We start from the raw sequence: 16,018 nt of genomic DNA, 5'->3' as shown, positions 1-16,018 counted from the left end.
CATGACATGCGGATATACGAAAAATCCGCATGTCGCGTAGGCTCTAGAAGCGTCGCAAATCGATTGTCATCGGCAGCTCGTCACTGATTTCCACGTTGGGTATAGGAAGTTTCCCCGGTGTGTGTCCGACGCGGAAGAATCGCGCCATCCGCCGGCTCTCCGCTTCGTTGGCATTGACCGGCAACGTCTCGTAATTGCGCCCGCCCGGATGCGCGACGTGGTACTGACAGCCACCCAGCGAGCGGCCCATCCAGGTGTCGAGCAGGTCGAACACCAGCGGTGCGTGCACGGGTATGGTCGGTTGCAAACAGTTGGCCGGTTGCCACGCGCGATAACGTACACCCGCGACAAACTCGCCAACTCGTCCGGTCGGATGCAACGGCACCGCGACGCCATTACAGGTCAGCAGATAGCGCTGCGGCGGCAGCCCTTTGAGCTTGACCTGCAAACGTTCCAGCGAGGAGTCGACGTAGCGCACCGTGCCGCCCGCCGCGCCCTCTTCGCCCAGGACATGCCATGGTTCCAGCGCTTGGCGCAGTTCCAGTTCTATACCGTTGACGGCGTAATCGCCGACCTTGGGAAAACGAAACTCCAAATGCGCCGCAAACCATTCCGCCCGCAGCGGATACCCGGCGTTATTGAGTTCAACGATGACGTCGGCAAAGTCCTGCTCGATAAAGTGCGGCAGCAAAAAGCGGTCGTGCAACTCGGTGCCCCAGCGCGCCAGTTTCGGCGGCGCATAAGGTTCGCGCCAGAACCGTGCGACCAGCGCCCGCAACAGCAACTGTTGAGCGAGGCTCATGCGCGCGTGCGGTGGCATTTCAAAGGCGCGCAGCTCAAGCAAGCCGAGACGCCCGGTGGCGCCGTCCGGTGAGTACAGTTTGTCGATACAGAACTCGGCGCGGTGCGTGTTGCCGGTGACGTCGATGAGCAAGTTGCGCAGCAGTCGATCAACCAGCCACGGTGCGCATTCCTCGCCCGGTTCCGGCATCTGTGCGAAAGCGATTTCCAGTTCGTACAGGGCGTCATTGCGCGCCTCGTCGACACGCGGCGCTTGCGACGTCGGGCCGATGAACAAACCGGAAAACAGATACGACAACGACGGATGGTTGTGCCAATAACTGATCAGGCTGCGCAGCAGATCGGGGCGACGTAGAAACGGCGAGTCCGCCGGCGTCGCACCGCCAAGAACGAAGTGGTTACCGCCACCGGTACCAGTGTGACGCCCATCGATCATGAATTTCTCGGTGGTCAGGCGAGTCTGCCGCGCCTCTTCATAGAGAAACTCGGTGCGTTCGACCAACTCGTCCCAGGTCGCCGACGGCTGCACGTTGACCTCGATCACGCCCGGATCGGGGGTGATGCGGAAGTTGCTCAGGCGCGGATCGCTCGGCGGCTCATAGCCCTCCAGCAACACCGGGCAATGCAACTCTTCAGCTGTGGCTTCGATGGCCGCCACCAGCTCCAGATAATTCTCGACCCGCTCCAGCGGCGGCATGAACAGGTACAAACGCCCCTCGCGAGCCTCGGCGCAGAATGCGGTGCGGGTGAGCCAGTCGGCGGATTCGTCGATTTTCGGCACGCGTTCGTCAGTCGCTGCAGGTTCGCCATGGCGGTTGAGCTGAGCGGTTTCTGGCAGCTCGGGGAAGTCCTGATTCGGATCCTGTGGATGAATGAACGGGTACTCGGCGGCCTTCACCCAAGGCTGCGAACCCAACGGCAGGCGATAACCCAGCGGCGAATCCCCCGGCACCAGTCGGCAGTGCTCGTCACGCAGATACCAGCGCCCGCTCTGCCACTGATCGCCCTTGGCGGTGCGCGCCAGCGGCAGCACCTGACCAATGACTTTGTTCAGGCCCTGACTGAACACCTTGCGCAAGCGTGCGCGCTCCAGCGGCTCCTCCAGACGCGAATCTTCGGCGCTGACGTTGCCGGGCAAGGTGCCCTCACGCCAGAGGTAATAGAAATTGTCTTCGTAGGCCGGAAACACAAAACGCGTAGGCAACTTCAGTCGCTCGGCGACACTCGCGAGGAAGCGTCCAGCCAATTCGCCATTGGCGCCGTAATCCTGTTGCTCGTCGGCGATCAAAGCATCGTTATGCCAGATCGGCACGCCGTCACGGCGCCAGTAACAATTGAGCGACCAGCGCGGCAGTTGCTCGCCGGGATACCACTTGCCCTGACCAAAATGCACCAGACCTTTCGGCGCGTAATGTTTGCGCATGCGCTGGAACAGTTCGGCGGAAAGCCTACGTTTATCCGCACCCAACGCGGCAGTGTTCCACTCGGCACCATCCGGATCATCGATTGAGACGAAGGTCGGCTCGCCGCCCATGGTCAGGCGCACATCGTCCGCCAGCAGGTCGGCATCGATCTGCCGGCCGAGCGCCTGAATCGACAACCATTGCTCATCGGTGTAAGGCTTGGTGACGCGCGGCGCCTCCCAGATCCGTTCCACCGACATTTCATGGCTGAATTCACATTCGCACGGCTCGACCAAGCCGCTGATCGGTGCCGCCGAGGACGGATCGGGACTACAGGCCAACGGGATATGCCCTTCACCGGCGAACAGCCCTGACGTGGCGTCGAGGCCGATCCAGCCGGCACCGGGCAAATACACTTCGCACCAGGCGTGCAGATCGGTGAAATCGACTTCAGTGCCGGACGGCCCGTCGAGGCTTTTCACATCCGCCGTCAGTTGAATCAAATAGCCTGAAACAAATCGCGCCGCCAATCCGAGGTTGCGCAGCAATTGCACCAGCAGCCACGCCGAATCCCGACAGGAACCGGAGGCATGTTCGAGGGTGTGTTCCGGCGTCTGCACGCCCGGTTCCATGCGGATCAAGTAACCGATGTCTTCACTCAGGCGCTGGTTGAGCGCCACGAGGAAGTCCACCGCCGGTAGCGGCGTGCGGTCGATGGCGTCCAGATAGGCCTTGAATTTCGGCGTCAGCGGCAAGGTTTCGAGGTACGGCGCCAGCTCTTTGCGCTCATCGGACGCATAGGCGAAGGGGATTTTCTCGGCATACGGCTCGAGGAAGAAGTCGAACGGGTTGAACACGGCCATCTCTGCGAGCAGATCGACTTCAATGCGCAGCTCATTGGTCTTCTCGGGGAACACCAATCGGGCGAGGTAGTTGCCCTGCGGATCCTGCTGCCAGTTGATGAAATGCTGCTCGGGCGAGACTTTCAGCGCATACGACAAAATCCGCGTGCGGCTGTGGGCGGCCGGGCGCAGGCGAACGATCTGCGGGCCGAGTTCGACAGCGCGGTCGTAGCGATAATGCGTGACGTGATGCAATGCGACATGAATCGACACGGCGTGCCTCCTGCGAGCCTAAGCGTATTCGAAAGCGCGCAAGACTTATGCCATGCAGAGGGCTTGGGCGCTTTCCCGGAATGCTTAGGGCAGTACAGCACCAAAATCGGGCGATGCGGGGAAATGGTTTGGGCTCATTGCACGTAAATGTTGCGAAGAGCCCCCCTCACCCTAGCCCTCTCCCGGAGGGAGAGGGGACTGATCGCGTTGGATGTTGAAGATACGCCGACGTGGAAGTATTGAGTCGAACTCAGGTTTGAAAGGCACAGAGATCGGCTCCCTTCCCCCTCGCCCCCCATGGGGGAGAGGGCTGGGGTGAGGGGGATGGATCTTGCGGCCTGCATAAATCCAACGGCAGAAACGCAAAACGCCAACCCGATGGTTGGCGTTCTGTTCAACTAAAAAGCAACTTAGCGCGGTACGACCGGCTTGCGGGTCGGCTTCGGCCCTTTGCCTTTCGCGGCGTCCTTGCGTTCCTTGGCCGCCTGCTGATTGCGGGCAAACGCCGCTGCCTTGGCCTGTTCACGCTTGTCCCAAGGGTTACCACCATCACTGGCACGCGGCGGTAAACCGGTGTGCTGGGTGAGGATCTTGGTGGTCTTCTCTTTGCCTTCCTTCGCCACTTTATGGCTGCCGGCCGGCGTCGAGTTCTTTCGACGGGCGCTCTGGTAGCTATCGGTGGTCGGCTGATGAGTCGGGATCAACTGATCCTTGCCCGAACCGATCAGGTCGGCGCGGCCCATACGGATCAGTGCTTCACGCAGCATCGGCCAGCCTTTCGGGTCGTGATAACGCAAGAACGCCTTGTGCAGACGACGCTGCTCTTCGCTCTTGACGATGGTCACGCCGTCGCTCTTGTAGGTGACCTTGCGCAGCGGGTTCTTGCCCGAGTGGTACATCGCGGTGGCAGTGGCCATCGGCGACGGGTAGAACGCTTGCACCTGGTCAGCGCGGAAGCCATTGCCCTTGAGCCACAGAGCGAGGTTCATCATGTCTTCGTCGGTGGTGCCCGGGTGGGCGGCGATGAAGTACGGAATCAGGTACTGCTCTTTGCCCGCTTCCTTGGTGTACTTCTCGAACATGCGCTTGAACTTGTCATAGCTGCCAATGCCCGGCTTCATCATCTGGTTGAGCGGACCTTCCTCGGTGTGTTCTGGGGCGATCTTCAGGTAGCCACCGACGTGATGGGTCACCAGCTCTTTGACGTACTCCGGCGACTCGACCGCGAGGTCGTAACGCAGGCCGGAGGCAATCAGGATCTTCTTCACACCCGGCAACGCACGGGCGCTGCGGTACAGCTGAATCAGCGACGAGTGGTCGGTGTTCAGGTTCGGGCAGATGCCCGGGAACACGCAGGATGGCTTGCGGCACGCCGATTCGATTTCCGGGGTTTTGCAGGCGATGCGGTACATGTTCGCGGTCGGGCCGCCGAGGTCGGAAATGACGCCGGTGAAGCCTGGGACCTTGTCGCGGATCTCTTCGATTTCGCGAATGATCGACTCTTCGGAACGGTTCTGGATGATCCGGCCTTCGTGCTCGGTGATCGAGCAGAAGGTGCAGCCGCCGAAGCAGCCTCGCATGATGTTCACCGAGAAACGGATCATGTCGTAGGCCGGAATTTTCTCCTTACCGTACGCCGGGTGCGGAACACGGGCGTAAGGCATGCCGAACACGTAGTCCATTTCTTCGGTGGTCATCGGAATCGGCGGCGGGTTGAACCAAACGTCGACTTCGCCATGCTTCTGCACCAGCGCACGGGCGTTGCCCGGGTTGGTTTCCAGGTGCAGCACGCGGTTGGCGTGGGCATACAGAACGGCGTCACCACGGACTTTTTCAACCGACGGCAGACGAATCACAGTCTTGTCGCGAGTCATGCGCGGGCTGGCCAGAATCTGCACGACCTTGGCTTCCTGCGGATCTTCGACCGGGCCTTTTTCCTGCTCGATGGCGCAGGCCTGAGTGTCCTGAGTATTCACATACGGGTTGATGATCTTGTCGACCTTGCCCGGACGATCGATACGCGTCGAGTCGACTTCGTACCAGTCTTTCGGCGTATCGCGACGAATGAACGCGGTGCCGCGCACGTCGGTGATGTCTTCGATCTTGTGGCCGTAGGACAGACGCTGGGCGACTTCGACGATCGCGCGCTCGGCGTTGCCGTACAGCAGGATGTCGGCGCTGGCGTCGATCAGGATCGAATTACGCACACGATCCTGCCAGTAGTCATAGTGCGCGATGCGGCGCAGCGAGGCCTCGATGCCGCCGAGGACGATCGGCACATGCTTGTACGCTTCCTTGCAGCGCTGGCTGTAAACCAGGCTCGCGCGGTCCGGACGCTTGCCGGCCATGCCGCCCGGTGTATATGCGTCGTCGGAGCGGATTTTCTTGTCCGCGGTGTAGCGGTTGATCATCGAGTCCATGTTGCCCGCTGCAACGCCGAAGAACAGGTTCGGCTCGCCAAGCTTCATGAAGTCGTCTTTGGACTGCCAGTTCGGCTGGGCAATGATCCCGACGCGGAAGCCTTGCGACTCCAGCAGCCGGCCAATGATCGCCATGCCGAACGACGGGTGATCGACGTAGGCATCACCGGTAACAATGATGATGTCGCACGAATCCCAGCCAAGCTGATCCATCTCCTCCCTGCTCATTGGCAGGAATGGCGCTGGTCCGAAACATTCGGCCCAATATTTTGGATAGTCAAATAACGGCTTGGCTGCTTGCATGTCGACGACCGGTGTTGAAGTGAAAAATCGCGGGCGCGGAATATAGCACAAATTTTGACCAATTCCGACGGCAATGGTCGGTTTCTCTTACAGCCTCCGCGACACACGGCTTACACGACGACCGGCCAGGAAAAATCGCCATTCAAATCACATATTCATCGGCCAGCGTTAAAACTGGCTGATGTGACACCCCTTCAAGGATGAAGAAATGTCACCAAAATTGCCTGCCAAAGGCAGCCTTACCAGCAACACCACAACACGAGCCACGCAATCGACCACCTCGAATCCGCGGACGCCCAACAACCCGCATCCCGCAGTCGCGAGTTCATCCACCAGCAGGCCAGGAGAAACCTCGAGCACTCCGCTCAGACCCGATTTGCAGCCTCGCGTAACAGTCAGCCGGTCACCTTCCGGGGCGGCCATGGTGGCGACACCGGTGCAACGACCGCTGGAAGATTACTGGATTCCCGCCGACGTCCGCCTGCCTCCTGCCGATACGCAGGGTTTTCGCCACTACAAAGCACGCAGTTACGTCGATGTGCCGGGCGGTCACTCGGTTCTGGTGGCGATTGATCCGAAAATGGGCCTCTATCGCGCCACGCTGACGAATGAGCGGGACCCTTCCGGCCCGGTGCTGCAACTTGATCCGCAGCGCAAACTCTGGCGGCCGCTGCAGGCACCGGGCGACTTCCCGGCCCTTCGCTCGATCGCTGATCTGAACGGGGAACTGGACGTCCATATGCAAATGATGGATGAGTCTGCTGCTCTCGCCAGAGAGTTGGAAAGCGCCTGGTACGATTTGACCGGTCAGGAGGGCGAACGAACGGCAATCATCAAATACGAGGTTCAGTACCACAGACATTTGGCCGCCGTGGACAAATGCCTCGATTTCTACCTGAGGGAACAGATCGCCCTCTTGCTCTACAAAGGCATCGCCGTTTACGAGGCAGACCTGTTCAAGATTCAGATAAGGCGTTTCGAAATTCTTTGCAGAATGATGCAGGCCGGCGATCGGCGCAAACTGATCGACATGCCGCCCAATACACGCATCACTCCCGAACAACATCGTTCGAGCGCCGGATATCTGAAGGGCAAACTGGCGCTGTTGCGCAAGCGCCAGATCCTTGCCGATGAATTACTGCACAAATCGCAATACAACCAGAACGATTTTTCCGAGTGGGGTTACGACCCTATGGAAATACACAGAGACACTGCTGACTGGCTGCAATCAAAGTGTCAGGTGCTGGCCGCCGATCAGGGCGTTTTCAGACCTTTGTACCTTTCGTTGTCATTTTCAGAAACGACGCGGGCCTTTCTTGATATCGACGCTATCCCGCTGGAAGCGCGCATTCCTGTTTTGAGCGATCTGCTGGAGCAATGTACCTCGATCAAGAACTCCTTTGAGTACCTTGAATACCCTTCGGGCTCCACCCACACCACTTCCCGGCAAGAAATCATCGACGCCATCAGCTCGTTCGAGAGCACGCTGGAGGATCGGCTGACGCGCTATCACCGTGATCTGCAAAGCATTCCATTACTACCCTCGTCCGATCAGTCCATCGACTTCGATTTCTTACCGGCGCAACGCGCAAACGAACCGGCCCCGCAGCCGACCAGGATGTTCCGCAGCAAACATAACGGCGTTCACAAGATCCGCCTCGGGCAACCGCGACGTGGTGCCGCTGACGAAGAACTGATTGATGTCATGCACCCACACCAACCCGCCGAGATCCTGCAGACGTATGAGCGGCGAGAGGGCGAGTGGCACCGCCGCGTAGCCACCCCGGCAAAAAGCCTGTCGAAGCTGACCACGGAAGCCGAGCAGCACCTGGCAATGTCAGATCAGTATTTGCGCGAGGCCTGGAAAAAAGAGGCGGCAAAACACAATGCATCAGGCATCGTGGATGAGTTGGTCAGCAAAGCCATCGTGCTCGATGACTTTGTTCCACAGATAGAAAAAGCTCCAAACCCTTCCGCCATCGATACTGGACCTGTCCTGCAACGACTCAGGCAAGACAGCCAGCGATTACACAACGAAGCCGAAGCGATCCGCGTTCGGCTGTTCAAGGACAAAAGCTACTTGAGCGCCGATCGGGTGGTGTACCTGATCAGCCGCGACGAACTGCGCGTCAGACGAATTCAAACCCGGCAGCCGCTGGGCAGAGGCGCGAAAAAAGAGTTTCTGGATATCTACGTGCTGAGCGACAAGCAGACGGGCGAGCGATTATGGGAGGCCCATTTTCACTATCCGAAAGCAGACACTTCTGCACTCGGGTTCAACGACCGCGGCGGTCATCTGAAAACGCTTGATCAAGCCCGCACAGGTGCCGCGTCCCAACGTCGGGATGAACAGGCCGGGCGTCCGCATGTCGCCGTCTGGAGACTGACCCTCGACCGCAAAACAGCGCAGAAGATCTTCGACATGGCGTAATGAAACCGTGCCTGGGCCGGGATGAACAGGCGGGTCGGGCACATGTGCGTATATGGCGAGAAGACATCGACCTGTCGACAGCGCGGCAAATATTCCAACTGACTTCATAGAACAGCCTCACCCTGAACCAGGGCTGAGGGACTTTTTCAAGGATGAAAAAACATGGCTCCAAAAAAACCCGCCAAGAGCACCACTAATGTGGATGGCCCTTCTCGCCCGGATGCACCGCTGCACGGTAATACGGGGCAAGCGTCGCGTACGACACTGGATTCGCCGTTATCCTTCGGCTTAGAACTGCGACCGGCCCTCCCTCACAGCGCTGCCGCCCCAGGAGTGGCCAGCCCCTCTCCTGTCGTGATCACGCACTCGACAGCACCCGCACTGGAAGTCGGTTCGTCGGCCCCCCGAACCCTGGAGCGCTATTGGCTCCCGGCGCCTGCCCGTTTGACACCGGCCAGTGCCGAGGGCCTCAGGGTGCACAAGGGACGCGAATATGTCGATGTAGCAAACGACGGCATCGTTATGATCGGTGCAGACGAGCAGACCGGTCTCTATCGTTGCAGATTCGCCGCTGAACAGACGGCCTCAGGACCGCTACTGCTGCGCGACGCCGACAGCGGTGTCTGGCATCCGCTCAAGGACGGTGACGCCGTAACCTTGAGCGATACTCACCTGCGAACGCTGCGTACCCCTCTGGATTTCACCGGCGTCGAGGCAGACGGCGACGGAATGTTTCGCCACGAAGGTCGGCTGTACCTGAGCATTCACCATGACGTTTATCAGGCCATGCACGATGTCAGGGCATCCACCGCGACACAAAAAGCCTGGCGCATCGTCAACCCGAATGATCCTGTCGCCATCGACATTGCCAATATCTACCGGGCCAGCCGCAGCGGCATAACACGAACGGTCAGGCGCGATGAGGGCAACCGATGGGTCTACCATTTGTCGGCCGACAAGGCTGGCATCCCGGATGCGCAGGCAGCGCTGTTAAGCAAAGATAATCTGCTGCTGATGTACGTACCTTTTCAGAAGGCCCATTCCGAGTTGGTGGCCTCGTCAGCACGGCATGACGCGCTCTGGGCCGATGCCAAAAATCTGCCGCAGGGCAGTACAGAGAAAAACGCCAAACTGCTCAACCTTGAAGTGAATCTGCTCAGACACGTTCTCAAGCAAGCAGACTTTGTGGATTCGCTTGTTCTCAACAAGAACTGGCTGATACGCGTGAAAGCAAGCGGGCTGTTCGGCGAAGAACTGCACACCTTCCGGATCGAGCGAGCAGAGTTCCTGAACCGGCTCATGGCGGCCATGGACTTGAGGGTCAGGCCTACGTTTTCCAGACTGGACGCCGACAGTTGCAAAAGGGTCATCCCCCACCTGAACAAGAAGTTGAGGTATCTCGAAGAGCGGGAATTGGTGATGGCTGAAATCAAAAAAGCCAATCCCGGCGCGGCCCCGACACTCGAAGAAATCCGCCAGCAAGTGCCCTCGGCCGAACGCATCAACTTCAACAAGCTGATCCTCTACGTCCACCTGTATGCGGGCACGCCCGACCATGCGCCCAATGCGACCATGCCCTCGCTTGCGGCCATCGACCTGATTACCGGCGACTTGAAAAACGTCCCGCAACGCGATCACCCGATGGCGCTGTTGTTGACCCTTGATCAGATAAGGACAGACAAATCCCGCTTTGAGATGCAACTGGCCGCCATCGACGCTTCCAGGACCGAGTACACAAGGGAAATCCTCAGCCTGATAGGTCCATTCGAGAAGCGCATCGAAACCAGATTAAGCGAAATTCTTGACTCGCTTGATCGCAACACCGCGCTGCCAAGCGTCAGCCACGACATCGATTTCGATTTTCTTCCAGCGCAGCCCGACCCTTCCGAAAATGCGCGCCCCGTGCCGGCCAGGAAGATTTTCCGTGTCCGTCAGCATGGCACTTACCGGGTCTTGGTCGGGAACATGGAAACGGCTCAAGACGGCAGCGTCACCGTCAATGTTCCGGATCCGTTGCGTCCGGACTTTCCTTCGGCACGCTACGAAAAAAGACATGGCGAATGGTTGCCCGTGCCCCCTCCCATGATCAGTGAACCCAGGCCACAACTCGTCGCCGAGGCTAAACGGTTACTGGCCGAAGTCGGACAACACGCCGACAAGGCCAGACAGGACGAAGCCCGAAAGACCAATCCCACTGAAATTGTCGAAGACCTGGATAAAGCGACGCAAAGCCTGAATGAGCAGGCAAGACGCCTGCAAAACCACGAAGGGGCCGCCGAGGATTTAGAGATCATCGACCTGGCAGCCCGATTGCGAGCCGCCGCTGACTCGCTTGCCGCGCAAGGTGAAAGCGTTCTGGTGCGCATGTACAAGAACAAGGAAGTACTCGACATCATGCGCTTGAACTATCTGATGGATGCCGACGAGCTCAATGTGCGCAAGACCGTTGATCGCACGCCGCAGGGCAAAGGCCAGAGCAAGTCGTTTCTTGACGTTTACTCGATCCGTGACCGTGCCGACGACACTCCGTTATGGGAAGCCCATTTCCACTACGACAGGCGCGAAGCCCTGCCCCTGAATTTCACGACAAGAGGCGGTCACCTCAAAACGCTTGAACAGAGCAGACGCGGCATCGAGTCTCAACGTCGCGATGAACAGGCCGGCTTACCGCACGTGGCCATCTGGCGTCAGACCTTCGATGGCAAGACCGCGACAAAAATATTTGCACTGGCCAGTCCGGCTGCCGTGCTTCCCAAGCCCGAGTGAGGAGCATTGGGACCAAACGCTGAATCAGGCAATGACGCCGCCCCTGCCATCAGCCCCTGCTCAGGCGAGCTGATGCGCACACTCTACAAGGATAGAAAGACATGCCCGTTAAACGGCCCCCTAATGGCAACAGTTCCGGAAATACACCCCTTCCCCCAAACACCACACCGGAGGTGAACACCCCTCGTCCTGACCTGCCACCGCGCACAGGTGTCGATATCCCGACGCCGGGCGGCCACTCGCCGCGACCGGGCAGTTCAGGGACGCAAGCCGACCTGGATGCGATCACGCCGGCACCGACCATCACGGTGCATTCGGCCCCTTCGTCAGACATCTCCCATCCGATCAATCAATCACTGGAACATTATCGGCTCACCGCAGCGGCGGGATTGGCGGCACCCGACGACAACGGTTTAAGGACGCACAAGGGTCGTCAATACGCTGAGCTGGCCGACGGCGGCATCGTGCAGGTTGGCAAGGACCCGCTCACGGGTCTGTTGCGGGCCACGTTATCAAGCGAATCAGTAGCGTCCGGCCCATTGCTCCTGCGCGACCCCGTGAGCGGGCTCTGGCACAGGCTGGAAGACTTTCAACCGGTCACCTTTCGTTTGAGCGAGACCCGCCTGGAACCGTTTCGCACAGGGCTGGATTTCAACCGCGCAGTACCTGGCCACGACGGCCTTCATCGATTTGACGGCAAACTCTACGCGGTGATCGAAAACCACGCCTATCAGGTCCTGCATGATGCCGATGGATCAACCCCGTTGGCAGCAGTGATGCGCATTGTGCGCAGCGAGGACCCCGTAGCCAGTGACAGCGCCAACCGGTATATCGCGACGCGCCCGGGAAGGTCGGAACCGATTGTTTTCGATGCGGTACAAGGCTGGGTTGGCATCACGGTCGCCGGTGCGGGCGGGATGATACGCAGCGATGGTGCTCGAGCGCCTGTTCGCCTGGGGCTACTGGACCGGCTATCTCTGTCCCTCAACAAATTGCGCAGCGCAAAGTCCCGCGCGAAAAAACTGTTCCCGGACCATACCGGTGACGAGATTGACAGCTTCATCGAGTCATTGGGAAATGACGTCGCGGATGGCTTGACCCGTCGCGAAACCGCCTACAAAACGCTCGAGATCGAACTGAGTACCTGGGCCAGACAATCTCCCCTCGCGTCCACACCGGTAACATCGCGAAACTACGCGCAAGAAGTGACTGATAGCCTCAAGTCCTGTTGGCGCCATCAGGGCGGGGACACTCTCGGACTGGACACCGGGAATGCAACTCTGCCCGCACTGACAGCGGATTTCAGCCATGTCAGGCACCTGACACTGCAATCGGTCACCTGGTCCGACTCGGCCAACATATTTCTCGGAAACTTCTCCGCTCTGGAGTCTCTGCAGATTACCGGCTCTACGCTGGGTACGTTGCCCGCTGCCATTGTGCAGATGCCCAATCTGAGCAAGCTGGATCTGAGTTCGAACCGTATTGCACTCAACGAACAAACGGCAGCAGAACTGAGCACGCTGGGCAAACTCAAGACGCTTGACCTGTCGGGCAATCCATTGGGTAAAACCCCTGATTTTGCCGGCATGCCTGAACTGGAAACGCTGAACCTGCGTCATGCACAACTGGATCAGTGGCCAACGGGTTTGCGCAATCAGGCACAACTGAAGCAACTGGACCTGCGCAATAATCAGTTGACCGAGGTTCCCGAGGCACACCTCACCCCCTCGACGGATGAACTCGAGGCGATCGCACGGATCAACCGCGTCACGCTGCTTGAGGGCAATCCTTTCCCGCGCGACTATTGGGAAAAACTTGAAGTATTTTGGCGACGCGTAGCGACCGAGCACCCGCAGCTGAGCACCGAGGCATTGGCCGGCGCATTCAGACTTGATGGTGATATGCCCGAGGTCGCCACAGTGCAAAGGCTCTACCCGAACAAGAACGCACAAGAGGCCCGGAAGTTTTTCACCGGACTGGATGATGAGGCCAAACAAAAACTGGCTCGACGCGCTGAGGAACTGGACTCGCTGGAGGCCCAGTTGAAATCCTACGTTGACAGCAGCCAGACCGATTCATCCGAGGCTGACTCACCTGCAAGGATGCAGGCGCGACGTGTCGCAAGAATCATCAGAGGCTGCTGGCTTCAAGACCCCGGAGAAATACTACGGCTGGCGTCCTTCAATACGCCGCTCCCGGCTCTCACCGCAGACTTCAGTCATGTCAGATTGCTGATGCTCGACAACGTTACCTGGTCGGGTGATGCCGACATATTCCTCGCTAACTTTACTCATCTTGAGCATCTACTGATCAACAATTGCGGGATTGAAACCCTACCCCGAGCTGTGGGTGCGATGGACAAACTGACCCACCTCAACTTGAGCGATAACCGGCTTGTACTGGACGAAGAAAGTGCGGCAACGCTCAGTACCTTGCGGCATCTGGAGCTTGTTTCTCTTTCCGGGAATCCAGCGCTATCGCGGCTCCCTGACTTCAGCAACATGTCCGGGTTGAAATACCTGCGGTTGAAAAATACGGGGATCGATCAATGGCCGACCGGACTGCAGGACAAGACCGGGCTGAGCACTGTGGATCTGCGCGACAACCGTTTGACTGAAGTGCCACAGGGCTTCATCAATCCGGCGTCAGAACAATTGCTGACGATCGCCCGAATCAACAGCAACACGCAACTTGCTGGCAATGATTTTCCGCCCGATTACTGGAAATCTTTCGACGACTACTGGCGGCGTTTGAGCACGGAAGCGCCCGATCTGCTGACTTCTCGGCATGAGGTGACATTTGACAGCGACAACTCGCCGACGCAGCGTTATCAGCGGCTGTTTCCAAACAAGGACATCAAACAATGCAGGGAATACGTCTGGAGCTTCGACCGTGATGCGGCGGTCACCAAAGTCCACAGCCTCGAGCTGGAGTTCGGCCTGCTGAAACGTCAGCTCGACGCCTGGGTTTACTCTGGCGGGGGCGATCGTGGGGGCTACGTTCGGGCGAACCAGTTGGCGCTCAACGCCCAAACCCGCCCTGACAGGGTCACGGCCAGCGAGAAGATCATCAGTTGCTGGCGCCAAGAGACACTCCCGAAACTGGCCGCTGACGGAACGCCCATCGGCCTGGAACTGAATCTCAGCGGCCTGAGGTTGCCAAGCCTGCCCGACCTTGATGTGGACTTCAGTCACGTTGGCTCTCTCAACCTGAGCAATATGAACCTGGGCACTTCGCCCGAAGGCTTTCTGACTCGTTTTCGGCATGTTCGCTGGCTGGATCTTTCGCAAAATCAACTGCGTGAACTGCCACCCGCCATTGGCGAAATGAACGGGCTGACAAGACTGTTTCTAGAGCGAAACCGGATTTCCCTCACCGCTGACACTGCCCGAGTCCTGTCAGAGCGAACAACCCTGCGAGCACTCTGGCTGCATGAAAATCCGCTACTGGGTATCGCCCCTGATTTCAGCGCGATAACCGACCTGCGTTCGCTCAATCTGGCCATCACCGGTATCGACACCTTTCCGACAGGCATTGCCGATCAGCCCCTGCTGGACACCGTCAATCTGAGCAACAATCGGATTACCGAGATTCCGGATACTGTCATTGCACCGCCCGACGAGCGCTTGGGACACACCGTGCGCATCAACGATGTGACCGACATTGCCCATAATCCGCTGTCCGCAGTGACCCTGACCCGGCTGACCCAGTACAACGACCGTCTGGTGCAGGCCGGAACACCGCTGACTGGCTTGAGAAATCTGGTCGACACGGCGCGAGGTCACGCCCCGGTCATCAACCGTAGTTCCACAGACGATCCCGTGGTGCGCTGGACAGCAGGATTTACCGCGGATCAACTGGCGAGCAGAAAAATCCAATGGCAGAGACTGCGTAAACAGCCACGCTCGGATGGCCTGTTCAATACGTTTGAACGCCTGTTGGAGTCCCCCACCGGTCACAACGAACTGCAGAGTCGGGTCTGGCGGCTGATCGACAGCATTACCGAGAACACGCCTGAGTCCGAACGTCTGCGCAGCGAAGTGTTTGATCGGGCGGGCGACGCAGCCTGCTGCGATCGGGCGGCTTTCACCTTTGCCAATCTGGAAACCCGAATGATGATGCATAACGCCCTTGCCCAGGCCGGCGACAAGGCGCAGGGGCCAAAGCTGTTCGCCTTATCCAAAGCGTTGTTCCGCTTGCATGAAGTCGACAAAATCGCCTCGGCGGACATTGCGCAACGCGAGGCCGCCATTGCCGCAGCCAGGTCCCCTCAAGACGCAGCAGCCCTTCCACCGCCGCATGTTCCCGAGGAGGTCGAAGTCCGACTCTTTTATCGCCACGGTTTGAAAGACCGACTGCAATTGCCGGGGCAACCGGAAAGAATGGGCTTTTCTCGTCTGGCCGGCGTTTCAGCAACGCAACTGGAGGACGCATACAAGAAAGTCATCGCGCTGGATAACTCCCCTGAAGAATTCCAGGAGTTGGTGGCGAGAGAGTTCTGGCAAAAATTCCTTACCCATAAGTACCAGGAAACGTTCGAAAAGCAGCGCCAGCCATTTCAGGATCGGCAGGCTGTACTCGACGAGTCACACAGCGCCAGGGAACTATCGTTTGCCGATTACGAGACGCAATCCAAAGCGATGCAGGCATCGTTGATGATTGAGGAAGCAGCATTGATCGAAACATTGACCCGGCAAGAGCTTGCCGAGTACACAGCGGCCAACACTGCTGAAGAAGCAGTGGGCACAAGCGCATAAATCCACAGCAACGGATGCTGGC

6 protein-coding genes are annotated in these 16,018 nt (G+C 58.7%); 3 read left to right on the top strand and 3 right to left on the bottom strand.

What is annotated here, in order from left to right; all coding sequences use genetic code 11:
• Positions 1-43: 43 nt before the first annotated feature.
• The 3 genes from ACZZ0G_RS14645 to ACZZ0G_RS14635 all read right to left on the bottom strand — a co-directional run bounded on the left by ACZZ0G_RS14645 (position 44) and on the right by ACZZ0G_RS14635 (position 6,465).
• Positions 44-3,319, bottom strand: a complete 3,276-nt coding sequence (locus ACZZ0G_RS14645) for a transglutaminase family protein (RefSeq protein ID WP_463556601.1) — start codon at positions 3,317-3,319, stop codon at positions 44-46.
• 410 nt (positions 3,320-3,729) lie between these two features.
• Positions 3,730-6,042 (bottom strand): YgiQ family radical SAM protein, encoded by a 2,313-nt coding sequence (locus tag ACZZ0G_RS14640; protein ID WP_463556600.1) that lies wholly within the window; start codon positions 6,040-6,042, stop codon positions 3,730-3,732.
• A 168-nt stretch (positions 6,043-6,210) separates the two neighbouring features.
• On the bottom strand, positions 6,211-6,465 hold the full coding sequence (locus tag ACZZ0G_RS14635) for a hypothetical protein (RefSeq protein ID WP_463556599.1): 255 nt from the start codon (positions 6,463-6,465) through the stop codon (positions 6,211-6,213).
• Between the two features lie 13 nt (positions 6,466-6,478).
• On the opposite strand from ACZZ0G_RS14635, the gene ACZZ0G_RS14630 reads away from it, so the two are divergent.
• From ACZZ0G_RS14630 to ACZZ0G_RS14620, 3 genes are all read left to right on the top strand, one after another.
• Positions 6,479-8,473, top strand: coding sequence for a hypothetical protein (locus ACZZ0G_RS14630; RefSeq protein WP_463556598.1), 1,995 nt, complete (start codon positions 6,479-6,481; stop codon positions 8,471-8,473).
• A gap of 162 nt (positions 8,474-8,635) precedes the next feature.
• Positions 8,636-11,239 carry a hypothetical protein gene (locus ACZZ0G_RS14625; protein ID WP_463556597.1) on the top strand — a complete coding sequence of 868 codons (2,604 nt, stop codon included), beginning with the start codon at positions 8,636-8,638 and terminating at the stop codon, positions 11,237-11,239.
• A 101-nt stretch (positions 11,240-11,340) separates the two neighbouring features.
• A complete protein-coding gene (locus ACZZ0G_RS14620) occupies positions 11,341-15,996 on the top strand; it encodes an NEL-type E3 ubiquitin ligase domain-containing protein (RefSeq protein WP_463556596.1) in 4,656 nt (1,551 codons plus the stop codon).
• Positions 15,997-16,018: the final 22 nt, after the last annotated feature.

This window comes from Pseudomonas sp. AC169 (assembly GCF_979258515.1).
This window is presented reverse-complemented; position numbering and strand designations above follow the sequence as displayed.

Excerpts from the sequence above, each read along its gene's own strand:
- ACZZ0G_RS14640 (WP_463556600.1), bottom strand. The coding sequence starts at position 6,042 with ATGCAAGCAGCCAAGCCGTTATTTGACTATCCAAAATATTGGGCCGAA.
- ACZZ0G_RS14635 (WP_463556599.1), bottom strand. The coding sequence starts at position 6,465 with ATGGCCGCCCCGGAAGGTGACCGGCTGACTGTTACGCGAGGCTGCAAA.
- ACZZ0G_RS14625 (WP_463556597.1), top strand. The coding sequence starts at position 8,636 with ATGGCTCCAAAAAAACCCGCCAAGAGCACCACTAATGTGGATGGCCCT.
- ACZZ0G_RS14620 (WP_463556596.1), top strand. The coding sequence starts at position 11,341 with ATGCCCGTTAAACGGCCCCCTAATGGCAACAGTTCCGGAAATACACCC.